This is a genomic window from Arthrobacter sp. Soil_C_49 (assembly GCF_057656635.1).
In genome coordinates this window covers 124668-143722 of record NZ_JBDGJZ010000013.1, presented here as the reverse complement: position 1 = coordinate 143722, position 19055 = coordinate 124668, and the positions used below count along the sequence as shown (strand labels likewise).

The window sequence follows — 19055 nt, the reverse complement described above, 5'->3', positions numbered from 1 at the left end:
GCGGACGTCCTGGTCACCGTGCCGGTACTCGCCCTATTCGACATCACGGACGAACCGGCAAACCTGGACGGCTACGGCCCGATCCCCGCCTCCATGGCCCGCAAACTCCTCGCCAACGGTGCCAGCTCCTTCTACCGCGTCCTCGTCGACCCCCGCGACGGGGCACCACTGGAAATCGGCCGCACCAACTACCGCCTCACCAAACCCATGAAAAAAGCACTGCAACTCAGGGACGGAAAATGCACCTTCCCCGGCTGCAACAACCCATCCCTGGACAACGACACAGACCACCTTCAAGCCTGGCAACACGGCGGCAACACCGGCATCAGCAACCTCGCCCAACTCTGCCCCAAGCACCACCACCTCAAACACAACACCGGATGGACGCCCACCCCGGCCACCCAAAACGAACCACCCGGCTGGACCTCACCCACCGGCCGACACTACAAAGCCGAACACCACGACTGGGAACCACCCCAATGGCCACCCGGACTCCTGACCCGTGCAACCGACACAGCCGGGCCCCGGACCCTTCCAACGGAAACACCCGAATTCCCCGTCCCTGCACCGGAAACACCCGGGCTGCTGACGCATGCAAAGGATGCAACCGAAACGCCAGGACGCCTGACCCGTGCAACCGAAACGGCCGGATTCCTGACGCCTCCGCAAGATTCACCCGCAACGGAATCACCCGGGTTCACGGACTTCCCGGACTTTTACCCGCCCTTTGCAGAGCCAAGCGATGACAACCTTGAAGATCCCCACGACTTCTCGCCCGACGATCCCATCTGGGACGACTTCTACGCCCACCCGCCGACACTGCCCAAAGACCCGCTCAAGGAGTGGCAGCGGAAGCGGGAGTGGGACATGGTCAACTCCTGAAACCGCCGACGATCTGGAGTCCGACGCTGTTCTGAAGTCCGAGGCTGCTCGGAAAACCGTCAGCTCCGCTGGAACGAGGAGGTCATAAACGGGACGTAGGCCGAGCCAGTCCCGTCGACCACTCCCGTTTCCTCGCTCACCCCGCTGTCCCCCACGGCTTTGTCGCCTCGGGTACGAAGCTCCGTTACATGCGTCAATACATCGCCATCGACGCGCAACGTGTGGCGGGTCCACCCGGCACCCCCATGACGCTCCACCCGCAGGGCTCCGTTGTGCCATGTGCAGCGGGCCGCTTCGGCCGGTGCCGGGCCTGCGTTGTCCACGTAGTACCAGAAAACGTCCTGGTGATCCGGATCGACAGTGAAGATGCCGTGGCCTTCGAAATGCGTCCCGTCCGGTTCCCGGTGACTGTAGCTCTGCACCACCGCGGACCCGCCAGCTACCGGGGTGTACGTCACCTCGGCGTCGACAGTCCTCTCAGGCCCCCAGGCACCGGACGCGAACCGGGTACTCCCCCGCCAGTGGCCGAGGAATCCAGCCAGGGCACGCGGCGCGCGGCTGGGCGAGGTCCGTTCCACGTCCCTCACCTCCAGAGCTAGAATCTTGCCGGGTTACCAGCCAAGTCCTGCCGTTCCCGCTAAGCCAAGCCGTTCCTGCTGAATCAAGCCGTTCCCGCTAAGCCCCGCAGCGTGCCCGGTCAGAGCCCGAAAGTCTCGGTCTCTTCAAAGGGTCCCACAACTGTCACAGTCCGAGGTGCCGCAGCCAGCTCCGCCGCCAGGTCCTGAACCTGCTCTGCAGTTACAGCCTTGATGAGCCGCAGCGTTTCGTCGATGTCCTGGTACTCACCGGAGACGAGTTCGGCCCGGCCCAGCCGGGACATCCGCGAGCCCGTGTCCTCGAGGGCCAGCACGATGCCGCCACCGAGCTGGCCAACAGCTTTGCGGAGCTCGTCGTCGGAAATTCCATGCTCGGCGAGCTTCTCCAGCTCGATGGACAGCAGGTCCAGGACCTGGCGCACCTTGGAGGGCGTGCAACCGGCATACATGCCGAAGTAACCGGCGTCTGCGTAGGAGGACGCGAAGGAATACGTGGAGTAAACGAGGCCGCGCTTCTCGCGAATCTCCTGGAACAGGCGCGAGGACATGCCGCCGCCCAGTACTGCGTTCAGGACGCTCATGACATAGCGGCGGTCGTCGGTGGCAACGATGGTGGGGCAGCCCATGATGATGTTCGCCTGCTCCACTGCACGCTTAACCACGTGCAGGCCTGCAGTACCGGTGATCAGGGCCCGGTCGGTGGACCGCCGCTCGACAGGTGCGGCGTCGGTCTTCAGCGACCAGCCCGCGGACTCGAGGGCGTCCACCACCAGGTCGCAGACTACGTTGTGTTCCAGGCCGCCGGCCGCGGTAATCACCAGCTCGTCCGGGCGGTAGTACCGCTGGTAGTGTTCCCACACGGAGTCGCGGGCCACGGCCCTGATGGCGTCCGGCGTGCCGCCGATGGGCCGGCCGAGGGGGTGGTTGCCAAGAACGGCTGACACAAAGTGTTCGTGGGCTACGTCCGTAGGGTCATCGCTGTCCATCGCGATCTCCTCAAGGATGACGTCCCGTTCCTGCTCCATCTCAGCAGGGTCCAGAACCGCTCCGGTGATCATGTCCGCAATGACGTCGATGGCCATGGGCAGGTCAGTATCGAGAACGCGGGCGAAGTAGCAGGTGCTTTCCTTGGCCGTGGCAGCGTTCGATTCGCCGCCTACCTCGTCGAAGGCGGAGGCGATCTCCAGGGCGGTCCGGCGCTTGGTCCCCTTGAACAGGAGATGTTCCAGGAAGTGGGTAGACCCGTGTTGTCCCGGCGCCTCATCCCGTGACCCCACGCCAACCCAAAAGCCGATGGTCGCAGACCGCTGCCCCGGCATGGCCTCCGTCAGGACCCGCACTCCCCCGGGCAGCACCGAACGCCGGACTTCCGAGCCGCCGTCGGGGCTGTGGACCAGGGTGTCGCCGCGGTGGTTCTGCTCAAGCGGCAGGGGTACAACAGTCATTGAGGCCTTTCAAAAAGGGGCAGCCGGGATCTGGCTGCCATCGTAACAGCGGCGGGGCCGGTGGATCATCCACCGGCCCCGCCGATTCATGCAAGTGCTTCGGGCTTCGCCCGCAAGCCGGAGCTGTTAGACGTCAGCGCCTTCGGCAGGCTCCGTCGTGTGGGCGCGCTCGGTTTCCACCTCGGCGCCTTCTTCCTCGGCAACTACCGGGGCGAGCGAGAGCTTTCCACGGTCGTCAATCTTGGTGATCTCCACCTGGACCTTCTGGCCCACCGAGACAACGTCGTCCACGTTGTCCACGCGCTTGCCGTTGGCCAGCTTGCGCAGTTCGGAGATGTGCAGGAGGCCGTCCTTGCCCGGGGTCAGCGACACGAAGGCACCGAAGGTGGTGGTCTTGACGACCGTACCCAGGTAACGCTCGCCGATTTCCGGGACCTGCGGGTTCGCAATGGCGTTGATGGCGGAGCGTGCTGCTTCTGCAGACGGGCCGTTGGTGGCGCCAATGTAGACCGTGCCGTCGTCCTCGATGGAGATGTCGGCGCCGGTGTCTTCCTGGATCTGGTTGATCATCTTGCCCTTGGGGCCAATGACCTCGCCGATCTTGTCCACGGGGATCTTCACGGCGATGACGCGCGGTGCGAACTCGGAGAGCTCGTCCGGGGTGTCGATGGCCGAGTTGATGACCTCGAGGATGTGCAGGCGGGCTTCGCGGGCCTGCTTCAGGGCTGCTGCCAGCACCGAGGCAGGGATACCGTCGAGCTTGGTGTCCAGCTGGATGGCCGTGACGAACTCGGAGGTACCGGCAACCTTGAAGTCCATGTCGCCGAAGGCATCTTCAGCGCCGAGGATGTCGGTCAGTGCCGCGTAGCGGGTCTGACCGTCCACCTGGTCGGAGACCAGGCCCATGGCGATACCGGCGACGGCGGCCTTCAGGGGCACACCGGCGTTCAGCATTGAGAGGGTGGAGGCGCAGACGGAACCCATCGACGTCGAACCGTTGGAGCTGAGGGCCTCGGATACCTGGCGGATGGCGTAGGGGAATTCCTCGCGGGACGGCAGGACCGGCACGAGCGCGCGCTCGGCGAGGGCACCGTGGCCGATTTCACGCCGCTTCGGGGAGCCGACACGGCCGGTTTCACCGGTGGAGTACGGCGGGAAGTTGTAGTTGTGCATGTATCTCTTGGTCTTCACCGGCGACAGCGAGTCGATCTGCTGTTCCATCTTCAGCATGTTCAGCGTGGTGACACCCATGATCTGGGTTTCGCCGCGTTCGAAGATGGCCGAACCGTGAACGCGCGGCAGCACCTCAACCTCAGCGGTGAGCTGGCGGATGTCCGTCAGGCCACGGCCGTCGATGCGGATCTGGTCCTTGAGGATGCGCTGGCGCACCACGTGCTTGGTGACCGAGCGGAACGCTGCGGACAGCTCCTTCTCGCGGCCTTCGAACTGGCCGGCGAGGGAAGAGATGACTTCGTCCTTCAGTGCGTCAGAAGCGTTGTCGCGCTCCTGCTTGTCTGCGATCTGGAAGACAGCAGCCAGCTTCTCAGCGGCGGCGGACTCAACAGCGGCGTAGACGTCGTCCTCGTAGTCCAGGAAGACCGGAAATTCGACCGTGGGCTTGGCAGCACGGGCGGCGAGATCGGCCTGGGCATCGCAGAGTGCCTTGATGAACGGCTTGGCAGCCTCGAGGCCCTCGGAAACAACCTCTTCGGTGGGGGCGGTGGCGCCCTGTTCCTTGATGAGGTTCCAGGAGTTGTCGGTAGCTTCGGCTTCGACCATCATGATGGCGACGTCGTCACCGGCAATGCGGCCGGCAACCACCATGTTAAAGACAGAGTTTTCCAGCTGGGAGTGCTTGGGGAAAGCAACCCACTGTGAACCGTTTTCGTCTGCAACCAGGGCAACGCGGACGCCGCCGATGGGGCCGGAGAACGGCAGGCCGGAAAGCTGGGTGGACATGGAGGAGGCGTTGATGGCCACCACGTCGTAGAGCTCGTCCGGGTTGATGGCCAGCACGGTGACCACGATCTGGACCTCGTTGCGCAGGCCCTTGATGAAGGCGGGGCGCAGCGGACGGTCCATCAGACGGCAGGCCAGGATGGCTTCGGTGGACGGGCGTCCTTCACGGCGGAAGAACGAGCCCGGAATACGGCCGGCAGCGTACATGCGCTCTTCGACGTCGACCGTCAGCGGGAAGAAGTCAAAGCCTTCACGCGGGTGCTTGCCGGCAGTGGTGGCGGACAGCAGTGCGGTGTCATCGTCGATGTACACCATGGCTGCGCCGGCTGCCTGCTTGGCAAGGCGGCCGGTTTCGAAGCGGATTACGCGCTTGCCGAAACGGCCATTGTCAATGACTGCTTCCGAGAACTGGATTTCGGGACCCTCCAAGAGAGTCACCTCCGTTTCTGTTTGACGGAAGTCCAGCCGCATCAACCCGGCCAGCATCTGTCTACTGGCCCTGCACCCGGTCATCGATCGAGACCCACGGGCCGCCGGCTTCAGTCAACGAAGCCGTTCCCGGGGATCACTACCGAGGACCGCGAATGCGTGATGCGGTTGATCCTCCTGTTTAATTTTCTATTTGAAGAAGGCGGCCCGTTCCGCGTTGGAAAGGGCCGCCCCTAAGTCCGACTAGCGGCGCAGGCCGAGGCGCTCGATGAGCGAACGGTAGCGGGCGATGTCGGTCTTCTTGAGGTAGCTCAGCATGCGCTTGCGGCGACCAACCATGGCCAGCAGACCGCGCTGGGTGTGGTAGTCGTGCTTGTGCTCCTTCATGTGCTCAGTCAGATCCTTGATCCGCTGGGTCAGGACAGCAACCTGGACCTCCGGTGAACCGGTGTCGCCTTCTGCGGTTGCGTATTCCTTGATGATGGACTGCTTTACAGCGGCGTCAAGTGCCACAATAACTCCTAGGGATGTGCCGTGAGGGCCCAGGTCAGAAACTCACTGCCGGGTCTGCCGGCGCAACATGTCAAGGGTCTCCAAAATGGAAATCCCGGGCAGTACTGCACGCAACAGGAACCAGCCGCCACGGACTGCAGCCGGATCCATCGTCCAGTTTACCGGCCCCGTCCCAATCTTGTCGAAACAGTGCAGAACTCAGCGGTTCAGCCGGTCCCGGATTGCCGCCATCCCGTGCAGGACCTCCCCGAAGCTGGTGCTCAGCGGCGAGAGGCCCACCCGGATGCCATGCGGAGCCCGGAAGTCCGGAATGACGTCTTCGTCCCACAACCCCGCCACGTCCTCCTTGGCGAAGGCGGGATGGTCCAGCGTGATGTGGCTGCCCCGCTCCCCCGGATTCCGGGGCGTGGAAAGTTCCACACCCAGGGGCGCCAGCCAGGCTTCGAAGATCTCGATGGCGAAGGTGGTCAGCTGCACCGACTTGGCCCGTAGGGCTGCCATGGTTGCCTCTTCGATGAGGTCCAGCGTGCCGCGCATGGCGAGCATCCCGAAAATCGCCGGCGTCCCGCTGAGGAATCCGCGGATGCCGGCAGCCGGCTCATACCCGGCAGCCATCTCGAACGCGTCCTTGCGCCCCATCCACCCCCAGATGGGCTGGTTGAGCGAGGCAAGGTGGCGCTGGTTGACGTAAGCGAACGCGGGCGATCCCGGCCCGCCGTTGAGGTACTTGTAGGTGCAGCCGGCAGCAAAGTCCACGCCGGCACCGTCCAGGTCCAGCTCCACCGACCCTGCCGAATGGCACAGGTCCCACACAACCAGCGCACCGGCGTCGTGCACTGCTTCGGTGATGGCCGGCAGGTCGGCCATATGGCCCGAGCGGTAGGCAATATGGCTCAGGAGTACGACGGCGGTGCGCGGCCCCGCCACCTGGCGCACCTGGTCAACGGTCACCCCGGCAGCGGGATCGGCGTCGATCCAGCGCAGGGTCAGGCCCTCCTCAAGGGCGATGCCTTCAACCAGATACCGGTCCGTGGGGAAGTTTCCGGTGTCCAGGACCAGTTCGTTCCGGTCCGGGTCCGCCACGGCGGCGAGGGCCGCGCGGATCATTTTGTACAGGACCACAGTGGTGGAATCGGCGATGATGGTCTGCCCGGGCGCAGCGCCCAGCACTGCCCGGCCCAGCTGGTCGCCGATGGCCTGGGGCAGCTCCAGCCATTCCTCGTCCCAGCCCCGGATCAGGCGGCCGCCCCAGCCGTCGCGGATAAAAGCGCCGATGTCCTCGGCTGTCCGCTTCAGCGGCCGGCCCAGGGAGTTCCCGTCCAGGTAGGACAGCGGCGTGTCAGTGCCGATGAAGAGACTCCGGTACCGGGCCAGCGGGTCCTGGCGGTCCAGTTCGTCCGCGCGCTGCTGCAGGGAGGCTCCTGCCGCTTCTGCGCCTGGCGCAGCAGGCTGTTGCTGGATGCTCATTGGCCGATCTCCGTCCTGACGGCGAATAGTTCCGGGAAAAACGTCAGCTCGAGGGCCTTCTGCAGGAATGCGGCGCCGCTGGAGCCGCCGGTTCCCGCTTTCATGCCGATGGTCCGCTGCACCGTGCGCAGGTGCCGGAAGCGCCAGAGCTGGAAGTTGTCCTCCAGGTCCACCAGCTCCTCGCAGGCCTCATACGCAGCCCAGTTGTCCGCCGCGTTCTCGTAGATGTGCTTGAAGAGCGGAACGAGTTCCGGCCTGAATTCGTGGGCCTGGGTGACGTCCCGTTCCAGCACGGACCGGGGCACGTCGAAGCCCTGCCGGGCAAGGTAGGCGAGGAATTCGTCGTAGATGCTGGGCGCTTTGAGCAGTTGCTCCAGCATGGCATGGGCTTCGGGATCGGACTCGAAGACGGACAGCATCTTGCCGTTCTTGTTGCCCAGGATGAACTCCACGGCGCGGTACTGGCTGGACTGGAACCCGGAGGCGTGGCCCAGGAAACCACGGAACTGCGAGTACTCGGTGGGGGTCAGGGTGGCCAGCACCGACCATTGTTCGGTGAGGGTCTTCTGGATGTGCTTAACCCGCGCGATGCCCTTGAGCGCCGAGCCCAGGTCGTCGTTCCGGAGCCAGCCAGCCGTGCTGCGCAGCTCGTGCAGCACCAGCTTCAGCCACAGCTCGGTGGTCTGGTGCTGGATGATGAACAGCATTTCATCATGGTGTTCGGGCTCGCTGACTGGGTGCTGCGCGCTGAGCAGCGTTGGCAGTTGCAGGTAGGAGGCGTAGCTCATCCGTGAGCTGAAATCACGGACAATACCTTCGTCCAGTTTCCTGGTGTTCTTCTCAACGGACACGGTACTGCCTTTCGCTGCGGCGCTTGGCCTGCGGACGGTTAGCGCCTGGCCAGCAAATCGTGCGCCTGGACCACGTCCAGGCGCATCTGGTCAACCAGCGCTTCAGGCCCACGGTAAGCCACCATGCCCCGCAACCGGGCCACGAATTCGACAACCACTGTCTGGTCGTACAGATCGAAGTCCTCCACGGCTTCCCGTGGGCGGTCAATGACGTGGGCTTCCACCTGGCGGCTGACGCCGTCGAAGGTGGGATTGGACCCGACGGAGATGGCCGCGGGCCAGCGCGTCCCGGCCTGGTCCACCAGCCAGCCGGCGTAGATGCCGTCCGCGGGGATTAGGCCGCTGGCGTTGGACGACAGGTTGGCGGTGGGGAATCCGAGGGCGCGGCCGCGGGCAGCGCCATGGACCACTTCGCCCCGCATCCGGTGCGGGCGGCCAAGGACGGCGGCGGCAGTGGCCACATCACCCTCCTGGAGGGCTTCGCGCACCCAGGTGGACGAGCAGCGGCGGTCCTTGCCGTCGTCGTCATGCAGGGGGTAGCCCTCGGAGCCGAACTCACTGATCACCTGGACTTCGAATCCGAACTTCTGGCCAAGCGCCTTCATGGTGTCCAGGTCGCCGGAATTGCCGCGGCCGAACCGGGCGTCATGGCCGATCACCACGTGGCTGGCGTGCAGGCTGTCCACCAGGAACTGCTGCACGAACTCTTCGGCGGTGAGGCTGGCGAGGTCCAGGGAGTACTTCATCACCAGGATGCCGTCCAGGCCCAGCTCCCCCAGGGCTTCAAGCTTGTCCTGCAGCCCCATGATCAGCTCGGGGGCCGACTCTGGACGGTGGATCAGGGCGGGGTGGGGATCGAAGGTGACGGCCACGGACCTGGAGCGGGTGAGCCGGGCGGTGCGGATCAGCTCGGACAAGACCTGCTGGTGGCCGCGGTGCACCCCGTCGAAGTTGCCGAAGGTGACAACAGATGGGCCGAAGTCCGCCGGGACCTCGGACGGATCGTTCCAGATGTAGACCATCACCCTCGCCTTTAAACTGCGTGCAAATCAACGTTCAGGACCGTACCGGCCACGGAACTCTCTAAAGATTACCCGCACTCAGCGGTGCGGCTTTGCCACCGGCCAACCGATTTCCCGGCCGCGGGGCGGTCAGGCATTCAAGGAGGGCCGCCGGCGGTACAGCCACACCAGGCCCAGCACGGGCAGCAGCAACGGGATGAACCCGTAGCCCCGGCCGAACAGGGACCAGACCGTCTCGTGCGGGAACTGGACGGAGTCGAACACGCTCAGGGCACCCACCACCAGCACGCCCACCAGCTCAACCAGGACCGCTGCCACGGACACCTTGAACCAGGTGCTGCCGGCCTTCGCCAAAGACACGGTGGCCACCACGTACACGAGCGCAGCAAACGCGGACAGCAGGTACGCCAGCGGAGCCTCGGAGAACTTGGTCAGGATCTGGTACCCGGCGCGGGCGGTGGCTGAGATGGCGAACACCGCGTAGACGGCGATCAGCAGGCGGCCCGGCCCGGTGTTCCGGGTGTTCCTTGCCGGGGCGTCCTTGCCGGCGGCGGTTGCACCCTTGGCGGCGGCGGGGTTCTGGTTTTTCACGTTGCGTGCTTCTTCCACTTCAGTACCAGATCTGGTTCATTCGGGCGGCCATCACCAGTGCGGTGACGCCAACGGCGGCCAGGACAAAATTGCTCCACCGGGTGCGTTCCAGGATGGACCAGTACACGGCAGCAGGCGGCAGCAGCATGGCCGTGGCAAGGTATCCCCAGAACTCCCACGCCTCCCCGGCAATGGGCTCACCGCCGATGACGCGCACGATGGATCCCACCAGGTACACCACCAGTGCCACCTCGACGGCGGCCACGGAAAGGATGGTGATGTCGTTCGGCGCCTTTTTCAGGATGCCCGCCAGCAGGCAGAGCCCGGTGGACAGCAACCCCACCACCAGGATGATGTAGAAATACGCGTCCACGCTCAGGCCGCCCCGGAAGTGCCGGTGCCCGGGTCTTTGGAGGTGTCCGGGCCTTTGGAGGTGTCCGGCCCGGTCGAGGGTCCACCGGCGCCAGGCGCGAAGACCAGGACGGGTTTGGCGAAGCTGCCGGCATCGGCCAGGAGCGCCACCAGGCTTCCGTCCGGGGCGAAGGCGGCCGCGGGATGTTCGGCAGTGGCACCGGCGCCGGGAGCCGCGCCGGCGGCAATCCGGCGGCCGAAGGAGATCTCGGTGGTTTCTTCCGGGCTGAGCTCACGGTTGGGCATCAGTGCCCGGGCAGCGTCGGCCATGTCGAGGACGTCGAGCTCTTCGGCGAGCTGTTCGAGGGTGCGCGCCTGCTCCAGCGAGTACGGTCCCACGTGGGTGCGCCGCAGGGCGGTGAGGTGTCCACCGACGCCCAAGGCGTTGCCGAGGTCGCGTGCCAGCGCGCGGATGTAGGTTCCTGAGGAGCATTCAACGGTGACGTCCAGGTCCACCACGTCCGCCGCTGCGTCCCTGCTGATGCTGTGGACCTCAAACCGGTGGATGGTGACCGGGCGGGACGCGAGCTTGACCTCTTCGCCCGAGCGGACGCGCGCGTAGGCGCGTTCGCCGTTGACCTTGATGGCGCTGACGCTGCTGGGCACCTGCTGGATCTGACCGGTAAGGGCGGCGACGCCGTCGTGAATTGCCTGCTCAGCCACCTCCGCAGTGGAAGCCGTGGCAGTCACTTCACCTTCGGCGTCGTCCGTCACGGTGGACTGACCGAGGCGGATGGTGGCGGTGTACGTCTTGGACGTGCCCACAATGTAGGTGAGCAGGCGGGTGGCCTTGTTGATGCCCACCACCAGGACGCCTGTTGCCATCGGATCCAGCGTGCCGGCATGCCCTACTTTCCGGGTCCCTGCGATGCGCCGCATCCGGCCAACCACATCATGGCTGGTCCATCCCTGCGGTTTGTCCACTATCACCAGTCCAGAAAGCACGCTTCCCAGTATATCGGCGCCGGTCCCGGCTCCCGCCCACCCGCCAACAGGCCCTGCGGGCAGCTCAAAGCGGCAGCTGAAGGGCCGGTTAGGATGGCACTCATGCCTGAGCTTGCCGCCCATGTCCGCGATGTGCCCGTCAACCAGATCCGCGAGATCACCGAGGCTGCGTGGCGCACACCGGGCGCCCTGGTCCTCAGCATCGGCGAGCCCGGGTTCCCGCTGCCCCGCCACGTCCTGGATGCCGGTATCGCCTGCCTGGACCGGGACGAAACCAACTACACCCCCAACGCGGGCATCCCCGCACTGCGCGAGGCGTTCGCCGCGCGTTTCCGGGAGCGCGCCGGCCACGGCACCAGCATCGGTGCTGACCGGGTGTACGTGGTGGACGGCGCCCAGCAGGGCCTGCACTTTGCGATGAGCCTGCTGCTCTCCCCCGGCGACGAGATCCTGATCCCCAATCCGGGCTACCCCACCTTTGCCATGACCAGCCGGCTCCTCAACGCCGTTCCGGTGGGCTACCCGCTCTACCCGGAGCACCGCTTCCAGCCCAGGACCGAAGATATCGAGGCCCTCATCACGGACCGCACCCGCGTGCTGGTGCTGAACTCGCCGTCCAATCCCCTGGGCGCGGTCCTCGGCGAAGAGCTCACGCGCGAACTCGTGGAGCTGGCCCGGAGGCACGATCTGTGGGTGATCTCCGACGAGTGCTACGAGGCGTTCACCTACGATGTGCCGCACGTGAGTCCGGCCAGGTTCGACGGCGGACTGCCGGGCGAGGCGCGCGTCTTCACTTCCCTGACGCTTTCCAAAACGTACGGCCTCACGGGGCTCCGGATCGGTGCCCTGGTGTGCCCGCCCGGGCTGGAGCAAAAGATGAACAACGTGATGGAGTCCATCGTTTCGTGCGTGGCATCGCCGTCGCAGTACGCCGCGCTGGCAGCCCTTACCGGGCCGCAGGATTACGTCCGGCACGCGCATGAACACTACCGGGCCAACCGGGACGCCGCGTCCGCCGTGCTGGATGCGAAGGGCATCCCGTATCTGAAGGCCGACGGCGCGTTCTACCTGTGGGCCGACGTCTCGCACGTGAGCGGCGGCGATGTCCGGGCATGGGTTCGGCGCTTCCTCGCCGAGTCCGGGGTTGCCCTCGCGCCGGGGACGGCTTTTGGGTCGATTGGCGAGGGGTGGGTGCGGATTGCGTTGTGCGGCAAGCGGGAGGAAATGCTGGAGGGCCTGTCCCGGCTTCCGGAGCGGGTGTAGGCCGCTTTCGTTTCTAACGCCGGGTTCCGGCCAGCGCCCCGTCCAGCCAGGTGCGCAGCACCTCCGCCGGAGCGGCCCCTGCCTGCCGGGCGGCCACTTTGCCGTCGACAATGACCATCAGCGTGGGAATGGCCTGCACGTCGAACCGCCGGGACAAGCCGGGACTCTTGTCGACGTCGACCTTCACGAGTTTGACGGAACCTTCCCGCTCCCTGGCCACCTTGTCCAGGACGGGGCTCACCATGCGGCACGGCCCGCACCACTCAGCCCAGAAGTCCACCAGCACGGGAACAGGCGATTCTTCGGCCACCACGCTGAAGTCGGCATCACCGGCCGCGACGATCCAGGGCAGTGCCCCACGGCAGTTGCCACAGCGGGGCCGGCCGGCTGCATTGGCCGGGACCCGGTTGGTCTTCCCGCAGTTGGGGCATTGGGTGAGCGAGGCTTCCATGCCTAGTAGTCCTTCCGGCTTTTGTGCGCGCCCCAGGCCAGGAACGGGGCGTCCGACGCCGGCACCTCACCCCTGCTGACCGGCAGCAGTTCCGGACGGGTACCGGAGAAGTAGTCGTAGAAGAGCGCGTCATCAAAACCAGCGGACGCGGCGCCGTAGCGGTCCGCGGCGTAGTAGACCCGGTCGATCCGTGCCCAGAGGGCAGACGCCAGGCACAGCGGGCACGGCTCGCAGCTGGTGTACAGGACTGCCCCGCGCAGGTCGAAGTTCCTGATGGCGGCAGCGGCAGTGCGGATGGCCACCACCTCGGCGTGGGCGGTGGGATCGTTATCCCGGGTGACCCGGTTGACGCCCTCGTGCACCCGCCCGTCCTTGGTCACCACTAAAGCCCCGAAGGGACCGCCGCCGTCGGCGACGTTCCGGGTGGCCAGGGCCACCGCCCGTTCGAGGTACTGGTTGGCATCGCCGTGGTCCGCCTGGTTCATAGCTCGATCCTAGCCAAAGGCCTGGAGGTTAGGGGATGAAAATAGGGGGCGAAATAGGGGGCACGCACCGGCGACAGCGTTACCCGGCAGGCATAGTCTGGCGGGCGGGGGTTCCGAAATATTGCTTCCAACGAGGCTACTTATAACCGGCCCCATTCAGGGGCGCCCAACCCGGAGTACCCAATGAAGAACAAGTTTCCACTCGTCGCCTGTCTCGCGGCTGCGGCGATAGTCATTCCAACCGGGCCCGCTGCTGCGGGTTCCACTGACACCCCCGAGCCGGTTACGTTGGCCGCGGGCCTGTCAGCACCTCTTAGCCTGGCCGTGGATTCAGATGACTCCGTCCTGGTCACGCAGAATTTCGCCGGCCTCCTGAGCCGCGTCAACGACGACGGCACCACCACCGCCCTCTACCAGGGCAAACCGGGTTGGGACGTTGGCGGCGTGGAAAGCCGTCGCGGAACCACGTACTTCGTGGAGAGCGTGGGCGCCGGCGGCGGTGACCCGGCCGCCCTCGAAGGCTACTTGAAGTCCATCGACGCGCAGGGAAACCTTCGGACCATTGCCGAACTGGCCGACCATGAACGCAAGAACAACCCGGACGCAGACCAGCACTACGGCTTCGGATCAGACGTCTCGGCCGAATGCCTGGCCGGCTGGCCCGCGTTCCCGCCCGCCCGCTACCAGGGGACCGTCGACTCGCATCCCTACGCCCTGGCAGTCCGGAGCGGTACGGCATACATAGCTGACGCCGGCGCAAACGCCATCCTGGAAGTGGACATCGAGACCGGTGACGTTTCCACCCTGGCAGTGCTGCCGCCGCGGCCCGCAGTGGTTCCGGCCGGGACGAAGATTCCCGTAGACATGGCGGGAACTACTGTGGACGTCCCTGCGTGCGTGGTGGGTCATGAATACGCCTTTGAGCCGGTGCCCACCGATGTGGAGTTCGGTCCGGACGGCCGGCTGTATGTCACCTCCCTGCCTGGCGGCCCTGAGGACCCGTCCCTGGGAGCCAGGGGCGCCATTTTCCGGGTCAACCCGTGGACCGGCAATACGCACGTGTGGGCAGAGGACATCCTGAGCCCCACCGGACTGGCCATCACGGACAACGGCGACGTGTATGTGGCGTCGATGTTCGGCAATGAGATCATCAAGTTCGATGCCTGGACCTGCGACAGGTCCCAGTTCCTGGCCATCGAGGGGCCGGCTGCGGTGGAAGTCCGCGGATCGAACCTCTACGCCACCGCCGGATTCAGCTTCACCGACATGACCAAGGGCAAGGTGGTGAGGGCAGGCATCGATTAGTCAGCTGGGAACCTTCGCCGGCTGCAGAAAGTTTCCTGGGAAGCAGAAGGCCCGGACCATACGGTCCGGGCCTTCTGCTGCGATTTGAGGCTACTTGTGGCCGTCTTCGTCGAGTTCCTCGGCGTCGGTGAGGTCGAGGTCCTCCTCGTCGAAGTCGTCTTCGTCGATGTCCACATCGGCGGACGCATCGCTTTTGTAAGGGTCGGCGTCCCCTGCATGCTTGGCTTCCGCTGCAAGGGCAGCCACTTCGGCGTCGCGCTTCTTGGCCTCGCGGAGCAGCTCCTCGAGGTTCGAGGCGATAACGGGAATCTCATCGGAGACAAATTCAAGGGTAGGCGTCAGGCGGATGGTGAGGTTCCGCCCCACCTCCTGCCGAAGCACACCCTTGGCCTTCTCCAGGCCCTTGGCGGCATCAGCTTGAACAGCCTGGTCACCAAAAACGGTGTAGTACACAGTGGCATGCTGCAAATCATTGGTCACCCGGGCATCAGTTACAGTAATGCCCTCCAACCGAGGATCCTTGACCTTCCGGCCCAAGGCCTCAGCAACAACAACCTTAATCCGCTGCGCCAACTTGGCAGCACGTGCCGGATCAGCCATGAACAACTCCTAAAAGAAGAAAAATTTGGGCGGCGCACATCAGCGCCAATCGATTTGGTGACCGGGAGTGGCATCTAAGGAGATGGCCGAGGGCCCCGAGCCGAGCTTGCGAGGGTTGGGAAGGCCAGCTCCGCTGCCGAAGCTGGGTGGCCGGCGTCCTAAGACGTTGGCCACCCAGCGAAGGGGCGGGGCCGCCGGAAAATCCCGACGGCCCCGCACCAGTAGAGGCTAAGACAGCCTAGACGCGCGGCTTCTCACGCATCTCGAAGGTCTCGATGATGTCACCCTCGGAGATGTCGTTGTATGACCCAAGACCGATACCACACTCGAAGTCCGTGCGGACCTCGGTGGCGTCGTCCTTGAAGCGCTTGAGCGTCTCAACGGTGAGGTTGTCACCGATGATCTTGCCGTCGCGGCTGACGCGGGCCTTGGCGTTGCGGCGGATGACGCCCGAGCGGACGATCGAGCCGGCGATGTTTCCGAACTTGGAGGAGCGGAAGACTTCGCGGACCTCGGCGGTGCCCAGCTGGAATTCTTCGTATTCCGGCTTGAGCATGCCCTTGAGCGCCATCTCGATGTCATCGATCGCGGAGTAGATGACGGAGTAGAACCGCATGTCCACGCCTTCGCGGTCTGCCAGTTCGGCAACCCGCTCGGCCGGCTTGACGTTGAAGCCGATGATGACGGCGCTGTCCACTGTTGCCAGGTTGACGTCGTTCTGCGTGATGGCACCAACACCGCGGTGGATGACGCGCAGCTGCACGCCTTCGCCAACGTCGATCTTGAGCAGGGCGTCTTCGAGGGCTTCCACGGCACCGGACACGTCACCCTTGAGGATGAGGTTGAGGGTGTCGATCTTGCCTTCGGCCACGGCCTGGTCGAAGTCTTCGAGGCTGATGCGCTTGCGGCGCTTGGCCAGGGCGGCGTTGCGGTCGGCAGCTTCACGCTTCTCGGCGATCTGGCGGGCGGTGCGCTCGTCAGCGGTCACGAAGAAGGTGTCGCCTGCACGCGGGACGTTGGACAGACCCAGCACCTGGACGGGGCGGGACGGGCCGGCCTCGGTCAGGGCGCTGCCGTCGTCGTCGAACATCGCACGGACGCGGCCGTGGGCCGTGCCTGCCACGATGGTGTCGCCGACGCGCAGGGTGCCGGACTGCACCAGGACGGTGGCCACGGAACCGCGGCCCTTGTCCAGGTTGGCTTCGATGGCGATACCGCGGGCGTCCTTGTTCGGGTTGGCGCGCATGTCCAGGGCAGCGTCCGCGGTGAGCAGGACTGCCTCGAGCAGCTCGTCAATGTTGAGGTTCTGGCGGGCAGAGACCTCCACGAACATGGTGTCGCCACCGTATTCTTCGGGAACCAGGCCGTACTCGGTCAGCTGGCCGCGGACCTTGTCCGGGTTGGCGCCTTCCTTGTCGATCTTGTTCACGGCCACCACGATAGGCACGTTGGCCGCCTGGGCGTGGTTGAGGGCTTCAACGGTCTGGGGCATCACGCCGTCGTCCGCTGCGACCACCAGAATGGCGATGTCGGTGACCTTCGCACCACGGGCACGCATGGCGGTGAACGCCTCGTGGCCCGGGGTATCGATGAAGGTGATCTTCCGGTCGTTGCCTTCGTGGTTGTGCGTGACCTGGTAGGCACCGATGTGCTGCGTGATGCCGCCGTGCTCGCCCGCCATAACGTCGGACTTGCGGATGGCATCGAGCAGGCGGGTCTTACCGTGGTCGACGTGGCCCATAACGGTGACTACCGGAGGACGTGCCTCAAGGTCTTCATCGCCTTCGGCTTCGAGTTCGGCTTCGAAGTCGATGTCGAAGCCGGAGAGCAGCTCGCGCTCCTCGTCCTCCGGGGACACAACCTGGAGCTTGTAGCCGAGCTCTTCACCCAGCAGCGCGAAGGTTTCCTCGTCCAGCGACTGCGTTGCCGTTGCCATTTCACCGAGGTGGAACAGCACGGTCACGAGCGCGGCGGGGTTTGCCTCGATCTTGTCGGCGAAGTCCGTGATGGACGAGCCGCGGCGCAGGCGGATGACAGTGTTGCCGTCGCCGCGGGGTACGCTCACGCCACCCAGCGACGGGGCACTCATCTGCTCAAGTTCCTGGCGCTTTGCGCGCTTCGACTTGCGCTGCTTGCCACGTCCGGCGCCGCCCTTGCCGAAGGCACCCTGGGTGCCGCCGCGTCCGCGGCCGCCCTTGCCAAAGCCGCCACCGGCGGGAGCTCCGCCGCCGCCACCGGGACCACCGGTTCCGGGAGCGCCACCCGGGCGTCCGGGACCACGGCCACCGGCACCCGGACGTCCTGCACCGGCCGGAGCCGGGCGTTCAGTACGGTTGGGCATCATGCCCGGCGTCGGACGGTTTCCACCGGCACCACCGGGACGGGGTGCACCCGGGCGCGGGCCGCCGGCGCCAGCCGCGGGACGCGGTCCACCGGCACCTGCTGCGGGACGGGGACCACCTGGACGGGGTCCGCCGGCACCTGCTGCGGGACGCGGACCACCGGGACGGTCACCGTCGGTACGGCCACCACCCGGACGGGGCATGCCCTGCGAGGTAGCGAACGGGTTGTTACCCGGACGGGGAGCACGCTCTCCGTCGCCGCCACGGCCGCCGCGGGGCATGCCCTGCGAGGTGGCGAACGGGTTGTTGCCCGGACGGGGACCGCCGGGACGGGGAGCAGAGCTGCCTGCCGAACCGCCCTGTCCGCCGGAGCGGGCCGGGGCAGCGGGAGTTTCGGCCTTGGGAGCCGGGCGCGCACCGGGCTTGGCACCGGTGGACGGAGCAGCGCTGGTGGACGCGGCGGGAGCCGCCGGAGCTGCGGGCCGGCTGGCAGCAGGCGCCGCCGGAGCCGAAGCAGCAGGCTGGGCCGGTGCTGCCGGAGCGGCGGGGGCAGGTGCCTGTGCCGCGGGAACCGGAGCCTTGGGAGCTGCCGGGCCGGGAGCCGGAGTTGAAGGACGTGCTTCTGCCGCCGGGGCGGGCGCCTTGGGCGCGGCCGCCGGTGCTGACGCCTTGGCAGCAGCGTCGGGGAAGGCGTTGCGCAGTTTACGCACAACGGGGGCCTCAATGGTGGAAGAGGCGGAGCGAACAAATTCGCCCAGTTCCTGCAGTTTTGTCACTGCATCTTTGGAAGTAATACCGAGCTCTTTGGCGAGCTCATGTACGCGGACCTTGGCCACATTTCTCCTGTCTCGGTCCGCACCGAGCCAGGCACGAACCGTCTACTTCTTACTGCGGACCCCAGCCGCGACTACAGCGGAAGGGCCCATTGCAGAGCGCAACAAAGTTGTCATCGTTACGCACTCATCGCTGGGAACTCATCGGGTTTCCATCAGATTTCTGACCCGCTTTCAGGTTGGACGGTTGGTGTTGCAGTTGCCGTGCTGCCTGCAACGTTCGTTTCCGACTTGATCCAGTGTTCGACGGCGGCAGTTCCGGTCGCACCCGCAAGGGCACGTCCGAAAGCCCGCCGTTTGATCGCCAGAGCCAGGCACGATTCGCTGGGGTGCAACCAAGCACCCCGGCCAGCCAGCCGGCGTCGTTCATCCACCAGGACGGCGGCAGAGCCGCTGCCTTCGGCGACGAGCCGGAGCAATTCCGACCGCAGGCCCTTCTTCCGGCATCCGATGCAGGTACGCTCCGGTTGATTCCCGGTGGAAAGCTCTGCCACGGTCATCTTCCTGACATTCATATCTGCTGCCCCGCGAATGCCTGCCTCCGCTGAGTCAGCGGAAGGGGCATGCTCGGGGCACACGGCTGCCGGCCGTTGGGCGCGGCCTTTTCTATTCTAGCCCCTCCGGGCCGTTCTGCCCGAAACCGCAGAGCAGTCCCGGCGTGGCCG

Annotated in this window: 18 protein-coding genes; 3 read left to right on the top strand and 15 right to left on the bottom strand. The window is 65.7% G+C overall.

Annotated elements, in window-relative coordinates:
* Positions 1 to 882 (top strand): HNH endonuclease signature motif containing protein (locus AC3A4Z_RS18385; RefSeq protein WP_498713098.1); only part of this gene is annotated, 882 nt, incomplete at its 5' end.
* A gap of 59 nt (positions 883 to 941) precedes the next feature.
* Here AC3A4Z_RS18385 and AC3A4Z_RS18380 read toward each other — a convergent pair.
* The 10 genes from AC3A4Z_RS18380 to truB form a co-directional block, all read right to left on the bottom strand.
* Positions 942 to 1460 carry a DUF1579 domain-containing protein gene (locus AC3A4Z_RS18380; protein WP_498713096.1) on the bottom strand — a complete coding sequence of 173 codons (519 nt, stop codon included), beginning with the start codon at positions 1458 to 1460 and terminating at the stop codon, positions 942 to 944.
* A 119-nt stretch (positions 1461 to 1579) separates the two neighbouring features.
* Positions 1580 to 2923, bottom strand: coding sequence for a M16 family metallopeptidase (locus AC3A4Z_RS18375; RefSeq protein WP_498713094.1), 1344 nt, complete (start codon positions 2921 to 2923; stop codon positions 1580 to 1582).
* A gap of 126 nt (positions 2924 to 3049) precedes the next feature.
* On the bottom strand, positions 3050 to 5311 hold the full coding sequence (locus tag AC3A4Z_RS18370) for a polyribonucleotide nucleotidyltransferase (protein ID WP_498713108.1): 2262 nt from the start codon (positions 5309 to 5311) through the stop codon (positions 3050 to 3052).
* A gap of 243 nt (positions 5312 to 5554) precedes the next feature.
* Positions 5555 to 5824 (bottom strand): 30S ribosomal protein S15, encoded by a 270-nt coding sequence (gene rpsO, locus AC3A4Z_RS18365; protein WP_043452786.1) that lies wholly within the window; start codon positions 5822 to 5824, stop codon positions 5555 to 5557.
* Between the two features lie 198 nt (positions 5825 to 6022).
* Positions 6023 to 7291, bottom strand: a complete 1269-nt coding sequence (kynU, locus tag AC3A4Z_RS18360) for a kynureninase (protein WP_498713091.1) — start codon at positions 7289 to 7291, stop codon at positions 6023 to 6025.
* Positions 7288 to 8142 (bottom strand): tryptophan 2,3-dioxygenase, encoded by an 855-nt coding sequence (kynA, locus tag AC3A4Z_RS18355; RefSeq protein WP_498713089.1) that lies wholly within the window; start codon positions 8140 to 8142, stop codon positions 7288 to 7290. Before kynA ends, kynU begins: the two co-directional genes overlap by 4 nt.
* Before the next feature lie 38 nt (positions 8143 to 8180).
* On the bottom strand, positions 8181 to 9164 hold the full coding sequence (locus tag AC3A4Z_RS18350) for a bifunctional riboflavin kinase/FAD synthetase (RefSeq protein ID WP_493970539.1): 984 nt from the start codon (positions 9162 to 9164) through the stop codon (positions 8181 to 8183).
* Between the two features lie 129 nt (positions 9165 to 9293).
* Positions 9294 to 9755, bottom strand: a complete 462-nt coding sequence (locus tag AC3A4Z_RS18345) for a hypothetical protein (protein WP_493970538.1) — start codon at positions 9753 to 9755, stop codon at positions 9294 to 9296.
* 19 nt (positions 9756 to 9774) lie between these two features.
* A complete protein-coding gene (locus AC3A4Z_RS18340; RefSeq protein ID WP_498713086.1) occupies positions 9775 to 10128 on the bottom strand; it encodes a hypothetical protein in 354 nt (117 codons plus the stop codon).
* A gap of 2 nt (positions 10129 to 10130) precedes the next feature.
* Positions 10131 to 11111, bottom strand: coding sequence for a tRNA pseudouridine(55) synthase TruB (gene truB, locus AC3A4Z_RS18335; RefSeq protein WP_498713084.1), 981 nt, complete (start codon positions 11109 to 11111; stop codon positions 10131 to 10133).
* Positions 11112 to 11213: 102 nt separating this feature from the next.
* Between truB and AC3A4Z_RS18330 the strand changes: the two genes are divergently transcribed.
* Positions 11214 to 12374: a pyridoxal phosphate-dependent aminotransferase gene (locus tag AC3A4Z_RS18330; protein ID WP_498713082.1), complete on the top strand. Its 1161-nt coding sequence runs from the start codon at positions 11214 to 11216 to the stop codon at positions 12372 to 12374.
* 13 nt (positions 12375 to 12387) lie between these two features.
* Here AC3A4Z_RS18330 and trxA read toward each other — a convergent pair whose 3' ends face one another.
* Positions 12388 to 12825, bottom strand: coding sequence for a thioredoxin (gene trxA, locus AC3A4Z_RS18325; RefSeq protein ID WP_498713080.1), 438 nt, complete (start codon positions 12823 to 12825; stop codon positions 12388 to 12390).
* 2 nt (positions 12826 to 12827) lie between these two features.
* Positions 12828 to 13310, bottom strand: coding sequence for a nucleoside deaminase (locus AC3A4Z_RS18320; RefSeq protein ID WP_498713079.1), 483 nt, complete (start codon positions 13308 to 13310; stop codon positions 12828 to 12830).
* 183 nt (positions 13311 to 13493) lie between these two features.
* On the opposite strand from AC3A4Z_RS18320, the gene AC3A4Z_RS18315 reads away from it, so the two are divergent.
* Positions 13494 to 14615: a ScyD/ScyE family protein gene (locus AC3A4Z_RS18315; RefSeq protein WP_498713076.1), complete on the top strand. Its 1122-nt coding sequence runs from the start codon at positions 13494 to 13496 to the stop codon at positions 14613 to 14615.
* Positions 14616 to 14705: 90 nt separating this feature from the next.
* Here AC3A4Z_RS18315 and rbfA read toward each other — a convergent pair whose 3' ends face one another.
* The 3 genes from rbfA to AC3A4Z_RS18300 all read right to left on the bottom strand — a co-directional run bounded on the left by rbfA (position 14706) and on the right by AC3A4Z_RS18300 (position 18890).
* Positions 14706 to 15215, bottom strand: coding sequence for a 30S ribosome-binding factor RbfA (rbfA, locus tag AC3A4Z_RS18310; protein ID WP_498713074.1), 510 nt, complete (start codon positions 15213 to 15215; stop codon positions 14706 to 14708).
* A gap of 238 nt (positions 15216 to 15453) precedes the next feature.
* Positions 15454 to 18393, bottom strand: coding sequence for a translation initiation factor IF-2 (gene infB / locus AC3A4Z_RS18305; protein ID WP_498713072.1), 2940 nt, complete (start codon positions 18391 to 18393; stop codon positions 15454 to 15456).
* 152 nt (positions 18394 to 18545) lie between these two features.
* Complete coding sequence (locus AC3A4Z_RS18300) at positions 18546 to 18890, bottom strand: YlxR family protein (protein ID WP_498713070.1); 345 nt, start codon at positions 18888 to 18890, stop codon at positions 18546 to 18548.
* Positions 18891 to 19055 lie beyond the last annotated feature (165 nt).